This is a genomic window from Acinetobacter sp. Li1LvA2 (assembly GCF_056156705.1).
The window spans coordinates 92,951-116,658 of the sequence record NZ_JBSICF010000009.1 but is presented as its reverse complement, the minus strand read 5'-3'; the positions used below and the strand labels follow the sequence as shown (position 1 = coordinate 116,658).

The following is a 23,708-nucleotide window of genomic DNA, read 5'->3' as shown; positions in this document are numbered from 1 at the left end:
TTTATATCGCATGATTTACTTAATTTAATCTATATAAAAGACCAGCGATATATTCACCAAACCATTTAGCAGTATCTAAATCACCTTGTGGCGGGGTAATCTCAACAGGTGCATTATCTGACTGTGTCATTAAGCCCAAACAACTTGATAAACGGTTTAAATCAGTTTCAGTATGACCAGTTGTCATTAAAGGCAAACCAGACCACAGCATGCCGTGCTGCATAGCAAAAATATTTAGCTGTTGTAAAACTGCAAGCTTATCACCACTTAAACCACCCGAATTTGCAAAACCAGCAGCCAACTTGCCTTGCCATAATCGATTTTTCCAACGTTTGGATGTGCTATCCATAAACTTTTTAAAATCAGCAGTTACACTGCCCATATAGGTTGGCGAGCCAAAAATAATTCCCTGTGAAGCGTCTAAAACATCCCAGTCAATATGCTCAATATTCATTAAATGTACTTTCACCCCCATCACCTCTGCACCAGCAGCAATAGCAGAGGCCACCTTAGCGGTATGACCATATGGACTGTGGTAGACAATTGAGAGATGTTTTTCAGGCAAAGACATAAGATTAAAATTTTGAGCGATTTTTTCTATTTTATCATTTTATTAGCTCTTGCTAAACCTACATCTATAAATATGAAATAGAAGCGTTTCAATACAATTCACAATCGTAATATCTTTAAGCTAAATAGACGCTCTCTTACTTTATTTAATGACTACAAAATAAGAGAGTGAATTTAATGATGTTGATAAAGCTTAGATAAAAACAAAGGTAGCCATACGCCCAGTCTTCGCATCACGACGATAAGAAAAATATTCATCGCTCTGTTGATATGAACATTGGTCTCCGCCTAAAACCTGCTTCACACCTAGATTCTGCAAAATAAAACGTGCAATTGCATATAAATCTGCATGAAATTTATTTGGAGCAGCCCCTTCAACAAAAGCTGTTTCCAACTCAGGATATTTATCACAAAAAGCAGTTTTTACTTCGGCCCCAATTTCAAAACAAGGTTGGCTAATCGCAGCTCCTAACCATGCCCAAGCTGGAGGTTTTTGCATAGCAGCAATCGTGTTTTCAACAATCCCACCAGCTAAACCACGCCAACCCGCATGCAAGTTTGCGACTTCGGTACCTTCGGCATTACCTAACACGACAGGTAAGCAATCAGCCGTCATCATCATTAAAGCATGGCCTTTGGTTTGAGTGACCAAACCATCACCAATTAAAGCTTTAAAAGGAATTTGTTCATTTACTGTATGGCAAATCGTACTATGTGTCTGAGTCATCCATGTCATTTTTTTAACACCGAACTTAGCAAACTCATCTAGCAATATCATGCGATGTTGCTGAACACGTTTTGCCTCATCATTAACATGTAAAGCCAGATTAAAGCCAGACAGCTCATGTTGATCCGTTGCTAATGCTAAAGGATGTTGAACACGTGTCTGTCCTACATATACGCCTTGAGGTAAACCTTGAACAAATTCCATATACGCGTCCTTAATATGCAGCGTTTTCTGAACGTAACACATCTACTAAATGCGTAAAATCTTCAGGCCACGGCGCTTCAAATAGCATTTCTTCACCAGTACGAGGATGTTTTAAGCCCAATTTAGCTGCATGTAATGCTTGACGTTTAAAACCACGCAAAGTATCAATGAGTAATTCAGATGCCCCTGCTGGTACACGTACACGGTTCATATAAATCTGATCACCGATCAGTCCATAACCGATATAACTAAAATGCACACGAATCTGATGAGTTCGGCCTGTTTCAAGACGAGCTTGTACACGAGTAAAATCTTTAAAGCGTTCTTTTACATTGTAATGGGTCACAGCATCACGCCCGCCCGGTAAAATCGCCATTTTCACACGGTCAACAGGATGACGTTTGATCGGTTCATCAATCGTACCGCCAGCAATAATATTTCCATAAACAACTAGGTCATATACCCGGTAAACCGATTTATTTGCCAACTGTTTACTTAAAGAAAACTGTGCTTCAAGGCTCTTGGCAACGACTAATAAACCGCTTGTATCTTTATCAATACGATGTACTAAACCCGCACGAGAAAGTTCCGACAATTTTGGGAAATGATAAAGCAAGGCATTCACTAAAGTTCCAGAACTATTGCCTGCCCCTGGATGTACAACCATGCCTACTGGTTTATTAATGACTAAAATGTCGTCATCTTCATAAACAATATTAAGTGGAATATTTTCAGGTTGACTTGTGGTCTGTGCTTCGAGCTCAACTTCGAGTGTAAGCAGCTCTGTCCCTTCACAACGGTGCTTCGGCTTGACAATGTTACCATTCACCAACAGATGGCCATCCTTCAACCATTGTTTAAGCTTTTCACGTGAAAACTCATTCCACACCAAGGCCGCAACCTGATCGATACGTTGTCCCAGATAGGTTTCATCTAACTGAACTTGCAACGATAAACGTGTTGCAGTTGTATCAGAAGTATGGTTATCTGCATCCTCAGAATCTTCAAGTAAATTGAAGTCGGTTTCAGATAAGTTTGTGTTTGAAGATTGTGCTGAAGTCATTTGATCATTGAGATAAAAGTGGTTTAATAGCGCAATTGTAGCTCATTGCCCAACATAACAGAGGAGTTTTTATGTCGCTACCACGTTATAAAATTACGATGCTTGCCTTATCTTTAGGTGTAGCGTCTGCATTTGTGGGCTGTAGCAGCAATCCAAGTAAAAAAGAAGTGGTCGATAGTGGCCCACAATCTAGTGAACAAGCTTACTTCGAAAAGGCCCAAAAGTCGCTTGACCGTGGTCAATATCTTGATGCGACCAAGTCTTTAGAAGCAATCGATACTTATTATCCGACTGGACAATACGCACAACAAGCACAACTTGAACTTCTATATTCAAAATTTAAACAAAAAGATTATGAAGGCGCGATTGCCTTAGCAGAACGTTTTATTCGTTTAAATCCTCAACATCCAAATGTAGATTATGCTTACTATGTTCGTGCTGTATCGAATATGGAGCAAAACTACGACAGTTTGATGCGCTATACATCTCTGCAACAATCTCATCGTGATGTGAGTTATTTAAAAGTTGCTTATCAGAACTTTGTTGATTTAATTCGTCGTTTCCCAAGTAGCCAATACTCTGTTGATGCTGCTCAGCGTATGAAGTTCATTGGGCAAGAACTTGCTGAAAATGAAATGACTGCTGCACGTTTTAACGTTAAACGTAAAGCTTGGATCGCAGCTGCCGAACGTTCGCAATGGGTAATTGAACACTATCCACAAACTCCTCAAGTTCCAGAAGCATTAGCGACTTTGGCATATAGCTATAACCAATTAGGCGATAAAGCGACTTCACAACAATATATTGAAGTTTTAAAGCTGAATTACCCTAACTTGGTGAAAAAAGACGGCACAATTAACATGCGTGCTGCTCGTAAAGAAGGTAACTGGATTAACCGTGCGACTCTGGGTATTTTCGGTCGTGAATCTACGGCTGCAACTCCAGAAAGCACAGCTGAAGCAGAAGCTCCAAAACGTGGTTTCCTCAATCGCGTAAGCTTTGGTTTAATTGGTAATTCAGATAAAGAAGAAACTGAAGAACCAGAAAAAACAACTGTTGAAGCTCCAAAGTCAGAACGTAGTTGGACAAATCGTTTAAGCTTCGGTTTATTAGATAAACCTGAGCCACAACCAGCAGAAAATACAACTGTTGCTCCAGCTGTTAGCTCTACAGATGTATCGACTGACACTCAGTCAGATGATGCAACGCAAGGTACTAGCGACGCTGCTCAATAAGTTACAAATTTTAAAAAGCACCAATAAACAGGCAAGTGATACCACTTGCCTGTTTGTTTTTATAAAATATTAAAATATTTATTGTGTAGATCTTGCCTCATCATGTCAGAATATTCTGACTCACTCTCTCATCAGTTTTAATACGGTTATCTGAATTATGGCAATTCCACAACATACGATTGATCAGATTTTAGATCGCACAGATATTGTCGATCTGATTGGTCAACGTGTGAAATTGAAAAAGACGGGACGTACATATTCCGGCTGTTGCCCTTTTCATCAAGAAAAAACGCCATCATTCCATGTCTATCGCGACAAGCAGTATTATCACTGCTTTGGTTGTCAGGCTAACGGGAACGCGATCCGTTTTCTTATGGACATCGATAACCGAAATTTTATAGATGTCATGAAGGAGTTATCGAGTAGCGCTGGAGTCGAACTACCGAAAGATAATACTGAAAATAAAAAGCTATCTTATACCCGTCAGGTTACGAAACCACCAGTTGCTAAAACAAATACGGCGGAGCCTGTAACTCCAACTCCACAACAACCAATTGATGAAAGCTATAACACGCTTGAACCTGTATTTTTTGATGACCCATTTGCTCAGTTTGAGCAGCCTTTTAGTTTTGATGAACCAGTTCAAGAAGGTAATTTATATGACTTACTGGAAAATGTTGCTCAATTCTATGAGCACCAATTACCTAATAGTCAAAAGGCAAAAAACTACTTTAAACAACGTGGCTTAACTAATCAGACTATTCAGTTTTGGCGCTTGGGCTATGCACCAGAAGACTGGCAACACTTAGAAAAAGCTTTTCCGTATGATATTGATGGTTTAAAACAACTTGGACTTATTCGTTCAAGCGATAGTGGTCGTGATTTTGACTTATTACGTGACCGTGTCATTTTCCCGATTCGAGATCCTAAAGGCCGCGTCGTTGGTTTTGGTGGACGTGCCTTAAATGATGAAATCAAACCTAAATACATCAACTCACCTGACTCAGAGGTCTTTCACAAGAATCAGCTACTTTACGGACTTTATGAAGGTAGAAAACTTAAGTCTAGCGACTGGTTAATGGTTGAAGGCTACATGGATGTCATTGCACTTCAGCAATATGGCATTACAGGGGCTGTCGCAACTTTAGGGACTGCAAGTAATACAGAACATCTTAATATTTTATTTAAACAAAATAGCCGGATTACCATTGCTTTTGACGGTGATGCTGCGGGTCAAAAAGCAGCACGCAGAACATTAGAAATTGCTTTACCACTTCTCAATGATGGCCGTGAACTCAAATTTTTTGTTCTACCAAATGACCACGATCCGGACTCTCTTATCCGTCGTGAAGGGCTTGAAAATTTCCAGAAACTATTACAACAGGCCCCTCTTTTGTCTGATTTTGTGTTTGCCCATTTAACAGGTCAGCACGACATTAGCACTCCTGAAGGCAAAAGCTTGGTCATGGGTGAACTCAGGGAACTAACTGAACTATTACCCAAACAGGGCTCTTTTCGTTATTTACTTAATCAATCTTTCCGTGAAAAACTCGGACTAGGTAAACGTTTTACCCCACAAGTTAGTCACGATGCATCGTTATCATTTAATATTCAAACGAAAGATGAAGACTTTGCTGTCGCAATTTTGATGAACCATCCATTCCTTTATATTCATTTTGAAGGATTACGTGCCTATATTCCCCAAGATGAGTTATTGGCAAAAATATTAGCAACTTTAAACCGTATATTTGATGAATTGCCTGATGACCAAGAGCTAGCGACTTATTATGTTTTAGGTGCATGCAGCAGTTATTGCCATGAAATTGCAGATATTATGCAAAGAACCAATATACAGGCATTAACTCAAGCACCTGAAGTGGCTGACAAGTTAGCTCAAGAATATGCGTTAGGCTTAAAAGAAAGATATTTACGTCAAAAGCTTAAGTCACCGATTTCTCTGATTGAATCAAGAAATCTAAGGCAGCAACTCAATGAACTAACCAAACAGATTAGCTTAAGACTGTTATCTTAATGTTTTGGCTTACGCTCATGATCAAAGACATCCTGTAAATGCTGTTGTAGCCATTCTAAATAATCAGGATTTTCTGCCTTGGCAGCTTCGCGTAGCAAAATAGATGTCGGATGCATAAGCTTTTGCGTCAAACGATGCGCGAATTGCTGTAATACTTGTTCAGCATTTTCACCATGATGCAAAGCCTCTAATGCGTGCGTAAGCTCTTGTTGACTAATTTCTTCACTATGTTGGCGGTAAGCATGAATTGTACTACCTGCCTCTTTAACTTTTTGATGAGTAATAAGCTGGGTAGCTAACTGATTAACCATAACTTCTGCTTCAACAGCGGCCTGACGTCGTTGAGCAAGGTTTTCATCAATCACACTTTGTAAATCATCAACCCCATACAAATAGACCCCATCAAGCGCTTCAACTTTAGGATCTATATCACGAGGTACAGCTAAATCAACCATTAACATTTGTTGATAGCGACGTTTCTTTAATGCAGCCTTAACATCTGGATAGGCAATAACTTGATATAAGCTACCAGTACAACTCGACACAACATCAGCACGATATAAGTTTTCAGCCAATGCTGAAAAATCAATAATTTCAACTTCAACTTGATGTGAAATCTCTTGAGCCAATTGGTCAGCACGCTCACGGCTACGGTTACAAATAATAATTTTGGCAACACCCATTTCAGCCAGATGCTTAGCAACCAAACTATTCATTTCACCTGCTGCAACGACCATTACAGTAAGTTTTTCGGGCTTACTAAAGACTTGTAAAGCTAATTGTGCAACGGCATACCCCATCGAAACGGCATGACTACCCACTGCCGTTTCGGAACGTACACGTTTAGCAGCATAAAAAGCATATTCAAAAACACTGTTTAATTCAGGAGAAACAGTTTGAGCTTCTTTAGACAATGCTAAAGCACTTTTAACCTGCCCTAAAATTTGCGGCTCACCTAACATGAGAGAGTCAAGACCACTCGCTACTCGCATTAAATGTGTAATTGCCTGCGTGTTCTCGTAACGATAAACATGATGAATTAAGTGCTGTACATCAATATTATTGGCATCGGCTAACCATTTTAGAAGGCTTTCAGCATTTTCTGCCATGGCATACACTTCTGTTCGGTTACACGTCGAGACGACCACCAAATCCTTTAAGTTCTGGTGATGGTTTTGTTCGGCAAGCAAACGACTTAATCGCTCTGCATTGAAAGCAATTTTTTCGCGGAGTTCGACAGAAGCTGTTTGATGGTTGACACCCAATGCAAAGAAAGACATATCAGATCATCATTTCGCTAAATTTATGCTATTGTGCAACATCGGTGTCATAAAAAGCATTACTTTGGATCAATAAAAATTGCGTCAAATGAATAGCCGTATTAATTTTAACGGTGCTTCGATAAGACAGTATTCTACCACATTCTTATTGTTAGGTAGCATGTCCTCGCATGTCTATGCACGTCCTGTGCAAGAGACCTATGCCGTGCATTCATTTGATCAGGCCTTAGAACAAACTATGGTCGCTGAATTTGCTCTGGCTTATGATGATATTCCTAACGCTTTGCACAATTACACAGTCCTCGCAATTAAAAGTAACTCTACTTCAATTAAACAGCGAGCTTTAGACGTTGCTCTTGAATATAATGACTTACAAGCCGCTTTAAATATTGCTACACATTGGGTAGCTCAAGAGCCTAAAGATGTGCCAGCTTTATTCTATTTGTCACATATTGCTTTAAAAACACATGAATACCAGCTTGCCGCTGAAACATTAGATAAAATTTTAAAAATAGATCCGACTGCTGATTTAGAACAAATTTTAGCAAGTATTGCTCCGGAAAATGCTCAAGATCGAGATGTACTATTAACAGCTTTACGCTCTAGTGCTGAAAAAGACAACCCTTCTATTTTAGCACTCATCGCCAACTTAGAAGCCCAAAATGGCCAATTGGAATCTGCTCTAACCAACATCAACAAGGCATTACGCCGACGCCCTAAAGTGACGAGCTTTATTTTAATGAAAGCGAACCTACTCATTGCTCTTAGCGATCAAGAAGGTGCGCTTAAATGGTATGCAAAGTCCAGCCGTAAATATAAGAAAAATTTAGATATTCGTTTAGCTGAAATCCGCTATCTCATTCAAATTAATCAATCTCAACTTGCGTTAGAAAAGCTCGAAAATGTTATAGAAGCTAATCCTAAAGCTGAAGAAGCATTATTTATTGCAGGCTTAACCAGTATCGATTTAAAGCAATATGACAAAGCAGAACAATATCTTGTTGATCTACGAAACTCTGCAAAATATCAAAATGAAGCCTATTACTACTTGGCAATTAATGCAGAACGTAAACAACATTATGAAACCGCAAAAGCTTACTATCGTTTAGTTGATGGCAGCTTATATGTCGTTTCCAGACGCAATCTGATTGCAATATATGATAAACAAGAAAATTTACATGATGCTTTACGGTTCCTCACGCAAGAACGCGTAAATTATCCCCAACATGCAAGTTTCTTATATCAAGCTCAAGCTGAAATCTTAAAGAAAATGGGCAATAAAAAAGCTGCATTAAATTTATTAGATGAAGCGATAAAGAATTTACCCGATGATCCGGAACTCATTTACGCAGAAGTTTTACTACTCGATCCATATACTGACCGAGATAAACTCGACAAAACATTAAAGCAATTATTACAACTTGAACCTAACAGTCCAACTTACCTCAATGCATATGCTTATACACTAGCCCTACAAAACCGTCGGCTAAAAGAAGCACGTCAATATGCAGAGCAAGCTTTAGAATATGCGCCGGAACAGGCCTCAATTCTTGATACGCTGGGCTATATCGCATTTTTGCAGAATGATTATGAAGCCGCGGCAGAGGCTTTAGGCAAAGCCTATGAACTTAGTCACAATATAAATATTGGCGTTCGCTATGCTAAAGCATTGTATATGCAAGGATCATTAACTCAATTTAGCGCTGTGTTACAACAACTGAAACAAAAACATGCCAATGATCCACAATTACAACAGCTTGATGCGTTAATTTTACCTACATCTGCAAAAAAGAGTTAAATATATGAGCAAATTTGCCCAACTGTGCACAGCGATCTGTGGATCAAGTGTATTATTTCTAACCGGTTGTCAGCATTTTACTCAACCAAAACCTGCGGTTACCCAGCAAGTTCAAGATGAAAAACACTTTAATTTACAAGGTAAAATCGGGGTTCGCACACCACAGCAAACTGGTAGTGCTTTTTTCACATGGGTTCAACAACAAGATAATTTTGATATTGAATTAAGCGGTATTTTAGGTGTAGGAAAAACCCAAATTCAGGGCAAACCCGGTGAAGTGAAGTTAAATAGTGCGAAAACTGGATTAATTACTGCTGCCTCTCCAGAAGAGCTTTTAGAGCGTGCAACGGGTTGGCAAGCACCAATTACTCATTTAACGAGTTGGATTTTAGCCAAACCCGCAACTTTAAGTGCTCAGATCAGTAAAGATAATGAAAATCGTGTAAACCAACTGATTGAAGATGGCTGGACTGTTAATTTTAGCTATGATGGCGAACAAACTTTGCCAAACAAACTGGTTTTAAAGCAAGCTCTTGCTGAAGATAAAGAAAACCGTATTACAATGGTCATCCAAAACCGCTAAGTCTAATTATATAAATCTATGATTCGAGTTCCTTCTCCAGCTAAGCTCAACCTGTTTTTGCATATTACAGGCCGACGCGAAAATGGTTATCATGAGTTACAAACCATTTTCCAACTTATTGATTTATATGACTGGATGATATTTACGCCGACTTTGGATGAACAAATCGAAATTGATGGATTGAGTGAAGTCAAACCTGAAGAAAACCTGATTTATCGGGCTGCTCAAATACTAAGACCGCATGCAAAAAAATTCTGCGGTCTACACATCAAAATTGAAAAAAATATTCCAATGGGTGCAGGTCTGGGCGGAGGTTCATCCAATGCTGCCACAACTCTGATTGTGTTAAATCAATTATGGGAATGTGGTCTAAATCAAGAACAACTTGCAGACTATGGCGTGAAGCTTGGTGCCGATGTTCCTATTTTTATTTATGGTAAAAATGCATGGGCTGAAGGTATTGGTGAACATTTATCATTCATAGACTTAGATCAAAAACAGTTCATTATTTTAAAACCTGATTGTTTTATCAGCACTCAATTGCTTTTTTCACAAAAAACATTGACAAGAGACTCTAAGACCACTAAATTTTGCGCCTATCAGTTAGAACCTTCTAATTTTGGAAATAACTTTGAGCCATTAGCTCGGCAGTTATACCCTGAAGTAGAAGAAGCAATGCGATATTTAGACCAGTTTGGTCAAGCAAAGCTTACAGGTACAGGTGCTTGTGTTTTTATTGAAGTAACGAATGAAATGAATATTGATGAAATTCTTAACCATTCACCTTGTAAATCTTACTTGGTAAATAGTTTAAAAGAATCTCCTCTTAATCATTTTAAGGTTACACGTTAGGGGCGTCGCCAAGTGGTAAGGCACCGGGTTTTGATCTCGGCATCCGTTGGTTCGAATCCAGCCGCCCCTGCCAACCTCACCTGTAATGATGATTATATTAGGGGCGTCGCCAAGTGGTAAGGCACCGGGTTTTGATCTCGGCATCCGTTGGTTCGAATCCAGCCGCCCCTGCCATCATATATATCATCGAATTTAGGGGCGTCGCCAAGTGGTAAGGCACCGGGTTTTGATCTCGGCATCCGTTGGTTCGAATCCAGCCGCCCCTGCCATTCTCTTATTTTAAAGACAGACTTAATTGCTATGCTTTTTGTTGATTAATCTTGACATTGCATTGCAAAAATATTAAAGTTCTGCCGCATTAGGGGCGTCGCCAAGTGGTAAGGCACCGGGTTTTGATCTCGGCATCCGTTGGTTCGAATCCAGCCGCCCCTGCCATCTATTTAATTACATACCAACCGCCAAGGGTGCTTCATGCCCAATCTTGTCGTTTTTAGTGGAAATGCTCATCCACAGTTCGCTCAAAAAGTCGTAAGTCACTTACATATCCCTCTAGGTGCTGCATCAGTCGGTCACTTTTCTGATGGAGAAATTTCAGTAGAAATTACTGAAAATGTTCGTGGTAAAGACGTATTTATCGTTCAGCCTACTTGTGCCCCTACCAATGATAACCTTATGGAAATCTTGGTTATGGCAGACGCTTTGCGTCGTGCAAGTGCTGGTCGTATTACCGCTGTTATCCCTTATTTTGGTTATGCTCGCCAAGACCGTCGTCCACGTTCTGCACGTGTACCGATTACAGCTAAAGTTGTTGCAGACATGCTTACCACTGTTGGTATTGATCGTGTCGTAATGATTGACTTACATGCTGACCAAATTCAGGGTTTCTTCGATATTCCAGTCGACAACATCTACGGTACTCCTGCTTTGCTTGCTGACTTACGTCAACAACAGCATGACAACCTTATGGTGGTTTCTCCTGACGTTGGTGGTGTAGTACGTGCTCGTGCCGTTGCCAAACAGATGGGTGACATCGATTTAGCAATTATTGACAAACGTCGTCAAAAAGCCAATGAGTCGCAAGTTATGCACTTAATTGGTGACGTTAAAGATCGTGATTGCGTTATCGTAGATGACATGGTTGATACTGCCGGTACATTGTGCAAAGCAGCTGATGCGCTTAAGCAATTTGGTGCACGCCGTGTAGTTGCATACGCAACTCATCCTGTACTTTCTGGCAAGGCTATTGAAAACTTACGTAATTCAGTTATTGATGAATTGGTTGTCACTGACACTATTCCTCTTTCTGAAGAAGCATTAACCTTGGGCAAAATCCGTCAGGTTTCTGTTGCTAGCATGGTTGCTGAAACGATTCGTCGTATTAATAACGAAGAATCTATCAGTGCGATGTTCGATAGTTTATAATACCGCAGCTTTTATGAACCCTGGCCTTGGCTGGGGTTTTCTATCACTAAACTGGTCGCAAGTTTAGTATATTTAAACTTTAATGAGGATTTACTCATGGCAAACTTCGTATTAAACGCTCAAGCGCGTGCTGAAGACAAACAAGGGAAAGGTGCGAGCCGCCGCCTTCGTCACGAAGCATTAATTCCAGCTATCATTTATGGTGGCAATGCTGAGCCTGTAGCTATTACTTTAGAACTTCGTGAGCTTGTAAAAGCTTTAGAAAACAATGCATTCTTTGAAGAAGTTGTAGAAATCAAAGTGGGCGACAAAGTTGAAAACGTTAAAATCCAAGCGTTACAACGTCACCCATCTAAAAACACTCCTATGCACGCTGACTTCAAACGCGCATAAGTGTTGAAAGGCGTAGATTAGTGTCAAATATTTCGCTAATTGTTGGTTTGGGCAATCCTGGTTCAGAATATGCCCAAACCCGCCATAATGCAGGCTTTTGGTTCATTGAACAGCTTGCTAATAAATATGGCATTACATTAAAAAATGATCCGAAATTTCACGGAATCAGTGGACGTGGTAATATAGAAGGACACGATGTCCGTCTACTTCTACCTACTACATTTATGAACCGTTCTGGACAAAGTGTAGTTCCATTTGCAAAATTTTATCAAATTGCTCCCGAAGCAATTTTGATTGCTCACGATGAACTTGATATGAACCCTGGTGTAATTCGTCTTAAAACAGGCGGTGGACATGGTGGTCATAACGGTTTACGTGACATTGTCCCTCATATTGGTCCAAATTTTCATCGTTTACGTATTGGTATCGGACATCCTGGCTCAAAAGAAAGAGTTTCAGGTCACGTACTTGGAAAAGCACCAAGTAGTGAACAAAGTCTGATGGATGCAGCAATTGATCATGCCCTTTCTAAAGTGAAACTACTTGTTCAAGGACAAGTTCCACAGGCCATGAATCAAATTAATGCATATAAACCCACTTAAATTGTTGAACAATCATGCTTGCTATCTTGCTTTTTTAGGAGCAAAATGCGCATCAGCCACTTTGCCAACCGCAAAAGCTAAAGATTTCACCATAAGATCTACCTCTTAGATCTACTCAGGAGACGCTAGCCATGCTATCTCGTTTATTAAAATGCAAAATTCACCGTGCAGTTGTAACCCATGCTGAACTTCACTATGAAGGTTCTTGTGCAATTGATGGCGTATTGATGGACTTAGCTGGTATTCGTGAATATGAAGAAATTCATGTTTGGAATGTAACCAATGGCAAACGCTTCACGACTTATGCGATTCGTGGTGAAGATAACTCTGGAATTATTTCAGTAAACGGCGGTGCTGCACATCAAGCAGACGTTGGTGATCTAGTCATTATTGCTACATTTGGTGATTTTACTGAAGCTGAAGCAAACATTCATAAACCACGTTTGGTCTATGCAAACCCAAATAATACAGTCAACCATACAGCGAATTGTATCCCTGTTCAAGTTGCCTAATTTCTTCTAAGAATAAAAAAGCCCGCATTGACGGGCTTTTATAATTTTATAAATCCTAAATTTTTCCTTCCCACCAGTTCTTTTGCTGTTTGCAATTTAATGGTTGAAGCCCCTCTCCTCGCAAATCAAACAGAATCGCCTCTCCTTTTGTATTTACCTTAAATTCAGCATACTTTGCTTTCTGATAGCATTGAGCTAGACCTTCGGCAAACAAGAAACTTCGTGAAGCAGGATATAAAGCCTGTAAACGATTTTCAGGATTTTTTAAAATTAAACTTTGCCCAACAAATGAATTGTTATTATCCAAAATTGTACGGACTACTCGATTTTGTGAATCCAAAATAACTTTTGCTGGAACAGAAGAATGATTAAAAATTACCTGATCTAGAGCCTCACTCTCACTTCCTGCAAGAGCTTTAAGCGATTGTAAATTTAACTCATAAGCCAGTGCCATATAGTCACCTTGTAAAATTGAACGAGGATCAACTGGTCTAAGTTCAATAAAAATACTTTTGCTATGATGCAAATGCCATTCGTTTTTTGCGACTAATCCTACAAAGATTAATATGGTGGTTAATGCAAGAATAAGAGAAAAATACTTTTTCATTCTTTCTCTCCTTCAATAAGACCATCTTTATTTTCACGATGAAGTAGCCATGACAGAGCCAAGAGAACAGCACCAGAAATAAAAATTGAGGCACTTTTGGCTAGAAAAGTTATTTGTAAGTTGTAGTAGAGCTGCCAGAACACTAAAACTAATACAGCCAAGCTAACTCCATAAACAATATAATCTTTCTTTTTTAATGCCCACGTTAAAATAATGAACAGGATAAAAATTTCAAAATAGCCAAGTGTAATAAGCAATATGCCAAAAATTAAAAAAGCGAAAAAAGTGATTCCCTGAAGTTGTCTATATAAATGAAAAACACTAAAGCAAAGTAACCAAACACTAGGCAGAAAATATAGAACCCACCTATGTTGATCTATCGAATTTTCTGGAACGAGTCCCATAAAAGTATCGAAAAAAGAAGCGACTAGAATGACGACTAGCACACATAAAAAAATACTACGCTCATATAGAGCTAGTGACTTTCTCTTAGGTAAGAGCACCAAACTAAAAACAAAATAATTGAGCAAAGTTAAATTTAAATAGGTTTGAGTAGAATGTATTGACCACAACGAATGGTCTAGTTGTAGCAAATAGACAAAAGCGATGCCATATGTAGCAAGCATTTGAATTAAAATGAAGAACCAATGCGGTTTAAGAAAATAACTGATACATAGAATAAAAATCTGTGCAATTAAAACCCATAGAATTTGATCTGTTTCTGAACCAAGATGAAATAAGAAAGCAGTCTGTCCACTAATAAATAAACAATAAGCAAATTGTCGAAGGAAATAGCTTTGTGATTTCTTTAAAAGAATAAAAGCTAATCCAACAAAAATAATTCCAATGACTAAAGAAATCGCCTCCCAAAACACTAGTGTAAAAGCTGCAAGTGCTAGACCTGCAAGCCAAGCACCAATTGCCAATGGAATGACATAAAAGCGGCTTTGACGAAAAATTTTTATTAAAAGATAACTAATCAGTGCAAACCAAATAAAAATAATGCCCGCAATTAGTAAAAAGATGAACTCATTAGAATCTTTAAATAAGTTATTAATCCCATCTACGAGCCATATTGTTGCCGTCACACCAAGAACAGCAGCCATTAAACTGGCACATAACTGATCGTCTTTTTTGAAGAAATAATAAAAAGCGATTAGTCCTGAAAAGAAAGCCGAAATCAGATAAGGAATATTTTCATTCGATAAATATTGAATCATTCCAATGATTGAAATAACGGCTAACCAAGCGATAAAGACAAACCTTAAAGCACGATATTTCTTTATACATATCCAAAATTCTATAAGGCTTAATAAATTTAGAATGAATAGGTATAAATACGGAAATTTTTCTGACCAAAAAGTCTGCTTAAAAAATAAAAAAAGTGTAAGTTGGCTGGTAATACAAATTAAAGCGAAGATGCCAATATTCGGGCGGTATAACCACGGTAATAAAAGCAATGTCCAAATTAAAAAAAGCAAATAACTGTCTGCCCCAGTTTGATAAACTTGTCCAATTACAGCCAGACTTAGGCCTATCATCAAACCACAAACGCTATATAAGGTCTGCCTAACCCCATCACTTAAAGTATCTTTTATGCTAAACCAAGCTGTGACAACTAATATAGCGGGCGGGATAGCGAGTTGAATACTGTCTGGAAGCATCAACCAGTTAGCAGCGATTAAGTACAGAATACTTACCGCCATAAATACATAACTAAAAATATGGAGATGCTGAATAAATGAGCTACTGGTAAGAGGGTAATCATCTCTTATGTGCATGAAACACCTATTTTATTTATAATTTTCTATAAAAAACATAGCATTCCATTTTCATATCAACAAGTAAGCTCTTGTTAAAAAGCCTAATTCTATTTATGAAAATACTTATTCATAAAGAAACTTAGCATTCTATAAAAGCATCTAGCCAATTTTATCAAGCGCGCTATAATAAAACCCATCGCTTCAGGGCGGGGTGTAATTCCCCACCGGTGGTAAAGTTAATTTTTATAAATAGATTAACAAGCCCACGAGCTTAAATTGTGTAATTTGAGCAGATTTGGTGAAACTCCAAAGCCGACGGTATAGTCCGGATGAAAGAAGACGACGAACTGGGATAAATCCGTTTTATTTCAGTGCCAGCCTGTTTTTACATCAGTCCTGAAATGTTCAACCGTATTTTTACGAGAGCGTTTCATTATGTCTAGCTTAATTCAACCAGAACTTTTTTTCTCAGCCCTCTCTCCTGCTGAGCAGCGCATTCAACAAGCATTAGAAGATATCCGTCAAGGCAAACCTGTATTGGTTATGGATGACTTTGACCGTGAAAATGAAGCTGATCTCATTGTTGCAGCCGAAACGTTAACGGTAGAAACAATGGCCCGCATGATTCGTGATGGCTCGGGTATCGTATGTTTATGCCTTACAGAAGAGCTAGCAGATCATCTAGAACTACCACCAATGGTTTCTCAAAACTCAAGCCAGTTTCATACCGCTTTCACAGTAACCATTGAAGCAGCTCAAGGTGTTACTACAGGTGTTTCTGCTAAAGACCGTGTTACTACCATTCAAACTGCAATTAAAGATGGTGCTGTACCAAGCGATCTTAATCGTCCAGGTCACGTTTTTCCATTACGTGCACGTAATGGCGGAGTGCTTACTCGACGTGGCCATACTGAAGGAACAATTGATCTCGCAAGACTAGCCGGTTTAAAACCTGCTGGTGTGTTATGTGAATTGACTAACCCAGATGGCACTATGGCATCAGGCATTCAAGTTTTGGCTTATGCGCAAACTAATCACTTAACTGTGATTACCATTGAAGAACTTGTTCAATACCGCCAACAACATGGTGTTTAAATAAAAAAAGGTTTGGCTTTATATCAAAGCCAAACCTACAAATTAGAATTTAATAATATTTAAGAAACTTTCTTTTGTGCTGCTACTTCTTCAACATAGTCCAAGAGTTCAGAGAATTGATTAATCATTGCTTTTGGCTGTGCTTGAGCAAGCTCCTCTGCTGTTCCATAACCATAAGTCACAGCGACTGCCTCAATACCATTATGACGTGCACCTAAAACATCATATTGACGGTCACCTACCATTAAGCATTCTTCTGGGTTTAATTGCTCATGCTCAAGAATATAATGAATGAGTTCAGCTTTATTGGTGCGCTCACCTGTCAATTCACTGCCATAAATATGTACAAAATATTGGCTTAATTCAAAATGATCTAAAATTCTTTTCGCATAAATCGTTGGTTTAGCAGTGGCAACAAATAAACGATACCCTTCTTTTTTCAATGCATTAAGTGTTTCTGCAACAGATGGGTATACTTCATTTTCAAATAAGCCCGTAACTGAAAAACGCTCACGATAAGCGAGTAGAGCTTGCTCAGCTAAAGCATCATCTTGAGTGGCCAACAATTTTGCGAGTGAAGGTTTTAAGGGTGGGCCAATGGTCCAGTCAATATTTAAATCGGCAGCCAATGGATAGCCTAGTTTTTCCATTGCATAGCGAATTGAAGTATGGATACCAACTTTTGGGTCTGTTAGGGTTCCATCTAAATCAATAAAAATATGTTTTATAGCCATTCAATCACTAACCCAGTAAAGTATTTAATTCAATTGGTCGAGAGTTTAATCAAACTCTCTTATACTAACGTAAATTTAAATTGAAAAGGAAATAACCGTGCGTCCAACCGTACTTTGTTTCTCGGGTTTAGACCCTTCAGGTGGTGCAGGTTTACAAGCTGATATTGAAGCGATTGGACAAAGTGGTGCTCATGCAGCAATTGCATGTACAGCGCTTACCATCCAGAACTCACAACAAGTATTTGGCTTCGAAGCAACCTCAAAAGAACTCTTATTAGCTCAAGCCAATGCCGTTGTTGGTGATTTACCAATTAAATGCGTTAAGTCAGGCATGCTTGGCACTACAGATAATATTGCTGCTCTAGCTGAATTTCTTCGCGCACATCCTGACTATCAATATGTACTTGATCCAGTTTTAGTGGCAAACAGTGGTGGCTCTTTAGGTGATCAAGCAACTCTTGTTAAAGCATTTGTTGAGCTTATTCCCCTAGCCACTATTATTACTCCCAACACGGTCGAATTGCGTGCTTTAACAGGTACTGATGACTTAGACCAAGCAACCAAAAAACTTTTTGAAATGGGTGCTAAAGCTGTATTAGTTAAAGGTGGGCACGAAGATACACCAGATCATATTAAAAATAGTTTATATATTAATGGTGAACTTGCAGCGAGTAGTAGCTGCCCCCGTCTTGAAGGCGAATATCATGGATCAGGTTGTTCATTAGCTAGTTTTATTGCTGGTCGTTTAGCTTTAGGTGATTCTTTAAAAATTGCAGTTCAGCATACTGAAACATGGTTATTCGGTGTTTTAAAGAATGCTGACACTCCAGTGCCAAATGGGCAAAAAATACCAAAAAGATTTTAAAAAGAAAAAAAGGCGCCAAAAGCGCCTTTTTTATTACCCTCAATTATTGAGGAATACGTAAAACCTGTCCAGGGAAGATCTCATCTGGATCTTTTAACATTGGTTTATTTGCTTCAAAGATTTTTGGATACTGATTTGCATCCCCGTAAAATTCTTTCGCAATTTTTGAAAGATTGTCACCAGATTTCACTGTATAGAATTTACTTTCCGGTTCAGGAGTTGCAACAGTCATCTGGTCATCTACTTGTGCCACATGATCAATGTTTCCAACAATAAGAATAATTTTCTCTTTATCTGCTTGGCTTTTTACCTGCCCTTTAATAATTGCAGTATCTGTAGCACCATTATAGGTTACAGATAAGCCCTCTACCCCTAAGCCTAAACTTTTAATTAAACCTAATAATTTATTTGCAACTTCTTGTGCAGAAGGTTCTGCTGGTGTTGCCGGAGTTGGTTGTGGTTCTGCAGGAGCGGTATTTTTCTTACCAATACCTTTTACAAAATCAAAAAGACCCATCTTTTAGTCCTCATATTATTGTTTATAGTAAAGTCATTAAACTGACCTTTATTGTTATACTTCAAAAAAGTTATGCCTCTGCTATCAATTGAGGTTGATCTTGTAAAAATATGTATCTCTTAATTTTTTTATCAAATAAAAAAAGCCACCTTCCGGTGGCCTTCTTTTTTATTCAGCAATATGCGAATTAACCAAGTTTTTTAGTTACATAGTCAATTGCAGATTGAACTGTAGTGATTTCGTTAGAATCTTCATCAGGGATAGTGATGTCGAAGTCATTTTCGAAAGACATTACAAGCTCAACTAAATCTAAAGAGTCAGCACCTAAGTCATCCATAAAAGATGCTTCGTTTTTAATCTCTTCAGCTTTAAGACCAAGTTGTTCTGCAACCGCTTGTTTAACGCGTAGTTCGATATCGCTCACAGGAATTCTCCTCATTGCTTGTGGCGTTTGATTTGCCACTAGTTTAATTGAATATAAAAATTTTTAAAAGTTTATACGTCAGCCTTAGGCCATGTATAAACCACCATTTACATGTAATACCGTACCGGTAATGTAACCTGCTTTATCACTTGCAAGGAAACTCACCGCATTTGCGATATCTTGTGGCTCACCTAAACGATTTAAAGCCACTTGATCACTCATTTTTTTGCGAATGTCTTCACTAAGTGCATCTGTCATTTCTGTTGCGATGAAACCTGGTGCCACACTGTTCACAGTGATTTGGCGGCTACCCATCTCTTTTGCAAGACTACGGCTAAACGCTTCAATACCTGCTTTTGCAGCAGAGTAGTTCGCTTGGCCTGGGTTTGCAAAGTGCGCAACAACAGAACTAATATTAATAATGCGGCCAAAGCGCGCTTTTGTCATACCTTTAAGCACACGTTTAGATAAACGATATACAGCTTTAAGGTGAATGTTGAGAATGTCATCCCAATCATCTTCTGACATGCGTAGCAATAGATTGTCTTTCGTGATACCCGCATTATTAACCAAAACAAGCACAGGGCCATAGTTCTGTTCAATATGAGAAACGACTGCTTCAATCTCATCGAGATTACGCACATCGAGAGCTAAACCTGCACCTTGCTCACCAAAGCTTTCACTTAACTTTTGTGCACCAGATTCAGATGTCGCAGTACCTACAACAAAATAACCGTCTTGAATAAGTTGCTGGGCAATTGCAGCGCCAATGCCCCGACTCGCGCCCGTTACTAATGCAACTTTGCGTTCTTGTGTCATGCAATTTTTCCTTCTGCCACTAAAACAGCATTTAGGGCATCTTCCATTTTACTCTTGCTATCAATCGCAAAAGCTTTTTCTATATTTGGTAAACGCTTCGCGAGATTACTCAATACTGTACCAGGACCACACTCAACAACGTAGTGAATACCTTGGTCTTGTAAGAACTGCATCGTGTCTGTCCATTGTACGGATTGGTACAATTGAGCAGTCAACGCCTGACGCAATTGAGCAACATCGGTAGCTATTCCCGCGTTGACATTTTGTATTACAGGTATGGTAGGCAGCTCAATGGCAGTTTGTTCCAAAGCTTCTGCAAATTTTTCAGCAGCAGGCTTCATCAATGAACAATGCGAAGGAACTGACACAGGTAAAGCAATTGCCTTAGCAGATTGCTCTTTTGCCAAAGCCATTACTTGTTGTACAGATGCTGTACTTCCGGCAATTACGACTTGGCCTTGTGAATTATAGTTTGCAGCTTCTACTGAGCCTTCACCTGACGCACTCACAGTTTGGCAAAGTTCAACCACTTTTTCATCAGCCAAACCAAGGATTGCAGCCATAGCTCCCTCCCCTTGAGGAACAGCGCTTTGCATGAGTTTGCCACGCAAATTCACGAGTTTCACTGCATCTGCCAAGCTCATAGATCCTGCAGCAACCAAAGCGCTGTATTCACCTAGAGAATGTCCTGCAAGGTACTTAGGTGCCAGACCACCTAAATCAAGCCATACACGCCATAAAGCGATACTGGCAGTTAATAACACAGGTTGGGTATTTTCTGTTTGGTTGAGACCTTCACCACTTTGCGCGATATGCCACAGATCGAATCCAAGCGCATCTGAAGCTTCCGCAAAGGTTTGCCCAACCCCACTAAACTGTTCTGCTAGTTCAGCAAGCATACCGACTTTTTGTGAACCTTGACCTGGAAACACAAACGCAGTTTTTGTGGCTAAAGCTACTTGTTCAAGACGTTTAGCAGACATAAGAAATCCTTTTTTGGGTTTTCACTCATTTCTGGAGCGGAAATTTAACATGTTATTTATATTTTTATAATTGCGAAAAACAACAAAAAAAGGGAGCTTTCGCTCCCATTTTTTCTATACTTAAGCATCACGCTTAATGCATATCATACAATTATTCAGCATCAGCTGCTTTAGCGAATAATTGACGACCACGGTAGAAACCGTCTTTAGTCACGTGGTGACGACGATGAGTTTCACCAGTTGCTTGGTCTACTGTTAATGCATTCTCGGTTAAAGCGTCATGTGAACGGCGCATGTCACGGCGAGAGCGACTTTTACGGTTTTGCTGAACGGCCATGATGGCTCCTTACAAAGATCGAAAAAATGGATCAGAACAAATTCAGTTGTCTTATCTCACAATTATATCACAAATTATGAGTTAAGTTTACCCTTCAAACCTGCCAAAATATCAAACGGGTTATCCCGTTTTTCTTCAACAACATTTTGAATGGTAGGTTGATGTTTATTTTCACAAGCATCATGCTTGGGAGATAAAGGCATCAACAATAACAGTTCATCTTCTAGTAATGCGAGCAAGTTAATCGAGGCTGGCGTATCATAATCGCCTTTCGTCGAAGACTCACTTTCACCTAAAACGATGAAATCAGCATCCTCATCCAAGCGCTCTATCAGTGACTCATCATCCACTAATGCAATATGAAAGTCTAAGACAAGAGGCATTTCAACAGGCTCCAAACAACGTTGGCACTCCATTGGAACTATCGTGTCCATATGACCATCCATCCACACAATGCGATGATATGCATCCATTGATAGCTTACAGTCTATGTTGATCAATTGGTTATCAATTGATCCAACAGCTTCACGAGCGATACGAGCAAAGCGAGACAAGGGCAGTTGACCTGACCATGTAAAGCCTTGTTCAGCCCATTTAAACGGCTCAATCTGTGCCGGAAAGGTATTTGCTGACATAATTAAGGCGGCAATTCTACAAATTCATCGGTACTCTGTCAAAGATTAAGATACAATTTTGCACTTCTTTAGACAGAACTCGGGGTAAATTAAGCAATGCACCTGTTGCAGCCGCAACCTGAAGTTAACACTTCATTACTCGTTTGCACCCATTCAACCCATCAGAACACTCTTGTACCTGACATAGTGCAACTCTCACCATGGTCAAGCTCAAAATCGGAGTCTGAGCAAGTCGATTGGCTTATTTTACACTTTAATCACTGGTTTTCCCACCATAATGTGACATTAGTTCATGGAGATTTTGAACCAGAATATTTCCCTGCAACAAATATAGAACCTGCCAAGATTCAATTTGCCCATGGTTTCTTTAATAGTGCCTTACATGAAATTAGTCATTGGTCTATTGCAGGTGAAAAAAGACGTCTATTACCAGATCTAGGATATTGGTACGCTCCCGATGGCCGTACGCAAGAACAGCAAAGTCTATTTGAACAAGTCGAAGTTAAGCCTCAGGCAATTGAATGGTTGTTTGCACAGTCTTTTGGTAGAAAGTTTAGAGTCTCGCTTGATAACCTGACAGGTGATGGTGGAGATGGCAAAATATTTAAAGATAATGTCTATGCTCAAGTACAACGTTACTTTTCAGGTGAAGCCAAGTTGCCACGTGATGCAGCAGCATTTATTGGTTTTATTTGCCAATGTACACGTTCAGGCCTAGCATTACAATTAAATGAATTTAAACGTGAACTCCTTGATTAATTGACAAAAAAACCACGTTAATTACTTGCATAGGTTGTTTAAAAAGCCTAATAATTATTTTAACACTGGCGTGATGGAGTCTCTAAAATATGATGCATTTACATGTACATCCTGAAAATCCACAGCAACGCCTTATTAGCCAAGCGGTTGAACGCATTCGTGCCGGAGATGTTGTGGTTTATCCTACCGATGCAGCCTACGCAATTGGGTGCCAAATCGGTAATAAAAATGCCATGGAACGTATTGCGCAAATCCGCGGTTTAGGACCTAAACATCAATATGCCATTATGTGCTGTGACTTATCAGATATTGCAACGTATGCAAAAGTTGATAATGCGACATATCGTTTATTGAAAGCCAATACCCCTGCTATAACGACATTTATTTTACCTGCAACAAGTGAAGTTCCTCGTAGGTTAATGCATCCTAAGAAGAAAACGATTGGCTTACGTATTCCAAGTAATCCAATTTGTCAGGCTTTATTACAAGAACTTGGTGAGCCCCTACTTACGAGTACATTAATTTTACCGGGCCAAGAAGATCCTCTAGATGATCCTTATGATATAGAAAATCAGCTAGATAAACGAATCGATGTATTTATTGATGGTGGTTTTGGTACTTTAACAAGCACAAGTATTGTCGATTTATCGGGTGAACATCCTGAAATTATCCGTCGTGGTATTGGCGATGTAAGTGCTTTTGAATAAGCACTTACAATTTTTACCAATAGTTTTAAAAAAAGTATTATCACTCAAAAAAATACTCTTTATTTATTTTGGATTTTTTTTACACTTTAGTCGTTAAGTAATTTATTAAAAGGCACAATTCATTTAGAATGATTTTCACTATCTGCTGTTCTTCTGTTTACAGCTCTCTTTGACTTGAATAACAAGTCTC

Annotated in this window: 26 protein-coding genes, 4 tRNA genes and 1 riboswitch; of the genes, 17 read left to right on the top strand and 13 right to left on the bottom strand. The window is 39.1% G+C overall.

The window, feature by feature from the left end; translation table 11 throughout:
• Nucleotides 1-19 precede the first annotated feature (19 nt).
• From ACS604_RS16480 to rluD, 3 genes are all read right to left on the bottom strand, one after another.
• Nucleotides 20-571: a flavodoxin family protein gene (locus ACS604_RS16480; protein WP_238612697.1), complete on the bottom strand. Its 552-nt coding sequence runs from the start codon at nt 569-571 to the stop codon at nt 20-22.
• 192 nt (nt 572-763) lie between these two features.
• Nucleotides 764-1,501, bottom strand: coding sequence for a peptidoglycan editing factor PgeF (pgeF, locus tag ACS604_RS16475; RefSeq protein WP_238612696.1), 738 nt, complete (start codon nt 1,499-1,501; stop codon nt 764-766).
• A gap of 10 nt (nt 1,502-1,511) precedes the next feature.
• Nucleotides 1,512-2,564: a 23S rRNA pseudouridine(1911/1915/1917) synthase RluD gene (rluD, locus tag ACS604_RS16470; RefSeq protein WP_005303089.1), complete on the bottom strand. Its 1,053-nt coding sequence runs from the start codon at nt 2,562-2,564 to the stop codon at nt 1,512-1,514.
• Between the two features lie 71 nt (nt 2,565-2,635).
• On the opposite strand from rluD, the gene ACS604_RS16465 reads away from it, so the two are divergent.
• Nucleotides 2,636-3,799, top strand: coding sequence for an outer membrane protein assembly factor BamD (locus tag ACS604_RS16465; protein WP_474772277.1), 1,164 nt, complete (start codon nt 2,636-2,638; stop codon nt 3,797-3,799).
• A gap of 157 nt (nt 3,800-3,956) precedes the next feature.
• A complete protein-coding gene (locus tag ACS604_RS16460; RefSeq protein ID WP_353158303.1) occupies nt 3,957-5,831 on the top strand; it encodes a DNA primase in 1,875 nt (624 codons plus the stop codon).
• Here the strand turns inward: ACS604_RS16460 and hemA are convergent.
• The gene (gene hemA, locus ACS604_RS16455) at nt 5,828-7,111 is read right to left on the bottom strand and encodes a glutamyl-tRNA reductase (protein ID WP_004794195.1); all 1,284 of its coding nucleotides are present in this window, start codon (nt 7,109-7,111) and stop codon (nt 5,828-5,830) included. The two genes, ACS604_RS16460 and hemA, sit on opposite strands and share 4 nt — an antisense overlap.
• Nucleotides 7,112-7,199: 88 nt before the next feature.
• On the opposite strand from hemA, the gene ACS604_RS16450 reads away from it, so the two are divergent.
• The 11 genes from ACS604_RS16450 (at nt 7,200) to panD (ending at nt 13,273) form a co-directional block, all read left to right on the top strand.
• Nucleotides 7,200-8,909: a tetratricopeptide repeat protein gene (locus ACS604_RS16450; RefSeq protein WP_004794196.1), complete on the top strand. Its 1,710-nt coding sequence runs from the start codon at nt 7,200-7,202 to the stop codon at nt 8,907-8,909.
• 4 nt (nt 8,910-8,913) lie between these two features.
• Nucleotides 8,914-9,492, top strand: a complete 579-nt coding sequence (lolB, locus tag ACS604_RS16445; RefSeq protein ID WP_003653326.1) for a lipoprotein insertase outer membrane protein LolB — start codon at nt 8,914-8,916, stop codon at nt 9,490-9,492.
• A gap of 18 nt (nt 9,493-9,510) precedes the next feature.
• Nucleotides 9,511-10,344, top strand: a complete 834-nt coding sequence (ispE, locus tag ACS604_RS16440) for a 4-(cytidine 5'-diphospho)-2-C-methyl-D-erythritol kinase (RefSeq protein ID WP_353158307.1) — start codon at nt 9,511-9,513, stop codon at nt 10,342-10,344.
• A tRNA-Gln gene (locus tag ACS604_RS16435) sits at nt 10,343-10,417 on the top strand. Before ispE ends, ACS604_RS16435 begins: the two co-directional genes overlap by 2 nt.
• 26 nt (nt 10,418-10,443) lie before the next feature.
• A tRNA-Gln gene (locus ACS604_RS16430) sits at nt 10,444-10,518 on the top strand.
• A gap of 20 nt (nt 10,519-10,538) precedes the next feature.
• Nucleotides 10,539-10,613 (top strand) — tRNA-Gln (locus ACS604_RS16425).
• 91 nt (nt 10,614-10,704) lie between these two features.
• Nucleotides 10,705-10,779 (top strand) — tRNA-Gln (locus ACS604_RS16420).
• 36 nt (nt 10,780-10,815) lie between these two features.
• Entirely contained in the window at nt 10,816-11,766 is a 951-nt protein-coding gene (locus tag ACS604_RS16415) for a ribose-phosphate pyrophosphokinase (RefSeq protein WP_002120445.1), read from the top strand.
• 96 nt (nt 11,767-11,862) lie between these two features.
• The gene (rplY, locus tag ACS604_RS16410) at nt 11,863-12,159 is read left to right on the top strand and encodes a 50S ribosomal protein L25 (protein ID WP_004794199.1); all 297 of its coding nucleotides are present in this window, start codon (nt 11,863-11,865) and stop codon (nt 12,157-12,159) included.
• Between the two features lie 20 nt (nt 12,160-12,179).
• Nucleotides 12,180-12,761: an aminoacyl-tRNA hydrolase gene (gene pth, locus ACS604_RS16405; RefSeq protein WP_003653332.1), complete on the top strand. Its 582-nt coding sequence runs from the start codon at nt 12,180-12,182 to the stop codon at nt 12,759-12,761.
• 131 nt (nt 12,762-12,892) lie between these two features.
• Nucleotides 12,893-13,273 (top strand): aspartate 1-decarboxylase, encoded by a 381-nt coding sequence (panD, locus tag ACS604_RS16400; RefSeq protein WP_002120296.1) that lies wholly within the window; start codon nt 12,893-12,895, stop codon nt 13,271-13,273.
• A 55-nt stretch (nt 13,274-13,328) separates the two neighbouring features.
• Here panD and ACS604_RS16395 read toward each other — a convergent pair whose 3' ends face one another.
• Nucleotides 13,329-13,880: a GDYXXLXY domain-containing protein gene (locus tag ACS604_RS16395; RefSeq protein ID WP_474772276.1), complete on the bottom strand. Its 552-nt coding sequence runs from the start codon at nt 13,878-13,880 to the stop codon at nt 13,329-13,331.
• Nucleotides 13,877-15,661 carry a DUF2157 domain-containing protein gene (locus ACS604_RS16390; RefSeq protein WP_474772275.1) on the bottom strand — a complete coding sequence of 595 codons (1,785 nt, stop codon included), beginning with the start codon at nt 15,659-15,661 and terminating at the stop codon, nt 13,877-13,879. Before ACS604_RS16390 ends, ACS604_RS16395 begins: the two co-directional genes overlap by 4 nt.
• Nucleotides 15,662-15,837: 176 nt before the next feature.
• A riboswitch (FMN riboswitch) is annotated at nt 15,838-15,988 on the top strand.
• A 90-nt stretch (nt 15,989-16,078) separates the two neighbouring features.
• Between ACS604_RS16390 and ribB the strand changes: the two genes are divergently transcribed.
• The gene (ribB, locus tag ACS604_RS16385; protein WP_474772274.1) at nt 16,079-16,738 is read left to right on the top strand and encodes a 3,4-dihydroxy-2-butanone-4-phosphate synthase; all 660 of its coding nucleotides are present in this window, start codon (nt 16,079-16,081) and stop codon (nt 16,736-16,738) included.
• Between the two features lie 59 nt (nt 16,739-16,797).
• Here the strand turns inward: ribB and ACS604_RS16380 are convergent, their stop codons facing one another.
• Complete coding sequence (locus ACS604_RS16380; RefSeq protein WP_474772273.1) at nt 16,798-17,472, bottom strand: HAD-IA family hydrolase; 675 nt, start codon at nt 17,470-17,472, stop codon at nt 16,798-16,800.
• Between the two features lie 97 nt (nt 17,473-17,569).
• On the opposite strand from ACS604_RS16380, the gene ACS604_RS16375 reads away from it, so the two are divergent.
• Nucleotides 17,570-18,337, top strand: a complete 768-nt coding sequence (locus ACS604_RS16375; RefSeq protein WP_474772272.1) for a hydroxymethylpyrimidine/phosphomethylpyrimidine kinase — start codon at nt 17,570-17,572, stop codon at nt 18,335-18,337.
• Nucleotides 18,338-18,380: 43 nt separating this feature from the next.
• On the opposite strand, the gene lysM is transcribed toward ACS604_RS16375, so the two are convergent.
• The 6 genes from lysM to ACS604_RS16345 form a co-directional block, all read right to left on the bottom strand.
• Entirely contained in the window at nt 18,381-18,854 is a 474-nt protein-coding gene (gene lysM, locus ACS604_RS16370) for a peptidoglycan-binding protein LysM (protein ID WP_151964547.1), read from the bottom strand.
• 187 nt (nt 18,855-19,041) lie between these two features.
• The gene (acpP, locus tag ACS604_RS16365) at nt 19,042-19,278 is read right to left on the bottom strand and encodes an acyl carrier protein (RefSeq protein WP_004641570.1); all 237 of its coding nucleotides are present in this window, start codon (nt 19,276-19,278) and stop codon (nt 19,042-19,044) included.
• A gap of 84 nt (nt 19,279-19,362) precedes the next feature.
• Nucleotides 19,363-20,097 carry a 3-oxoacyl-ACP reductase FabG gene (gene fabG, locus ACS604_RS16360; protein WP_004794212.1) on the bottom strand — a complete coding sequence of 245 codons (735 nt, stop codon included), beginning with the start codon at nt 20,095-20,097 and terminating at the stop codon, nt 19,363-19,365.
• Nucleotides 20,094-21,080 (bottom strand): ACP S-malonyltransferase, encoded by a 987-nt coding sequence (fabD, locus tag ACS604_RS16355; RefSeq protein ID WP_004794214.1) that lies wholly within the window; start codon nt 21,078-21,080, stop codon nt 20,094-20,096. The genes fabG and fabD overlap by 4 nt, the downstream gene beginning before the upstream one ends.
• A gap of 151 nt (nt 21,081-21,231) precedes the next feature.
• Nucleotides 21,232-21,417: a 50S ribosomal protein L32 gene (rpmF, locus tag ACS604_RS16350; RefSeq protein ID WP_000290730.1), complete on the bottom strand. Its 186-nt coding sequence runs from the start codon at nt 21,415-21,417 to the stop codon at nt 21,232-21,234.
• 74 nt (nt 21,418-21,491) lie between these two features.
• Complete coding sequence (locus ACS604_RS16345; protein WP_474772268.1) at nt 21,492-22,052, bottom strand: YceD family protein; 561 nt, start codon at nt 22,050-22,052, stop codon at nt 21,492-21,494.
• 96 nt (nt 22,053-22,148) lie between these two features.
• Between ACS604_RS16345 and ACS604_RS16340 the strand changes: the two genes are divergently transcribed.
• Both ACS604_RS16340 and ACS604_RS16335 read left to right on the top strand, forming a co-directional pair.
• Entirely contained in the window at nt 22,149-22,811 is a 663-nt protein-coding gene (locus ACS604_RS16340) for an elongation factor P hydroxylase (protein WP_474772267.1), read from the top strand.
• A gap of 89 nt (nt 22,812-22,900) precedes the next feature.
• On the top strand, nt 22,901-23,518 hold the full coding sequence (locus tag ACS604_RS16335) for an L-threonylcarbamoyladenylate synthase (protein WP_004794219.1): 618 nt from the start codon (nt 22,901-22,903) through the stop codon (nt 23,516-23,518).
• Nucleotides 23,519-23,708 lie beyond the last annotated feature (190 nt).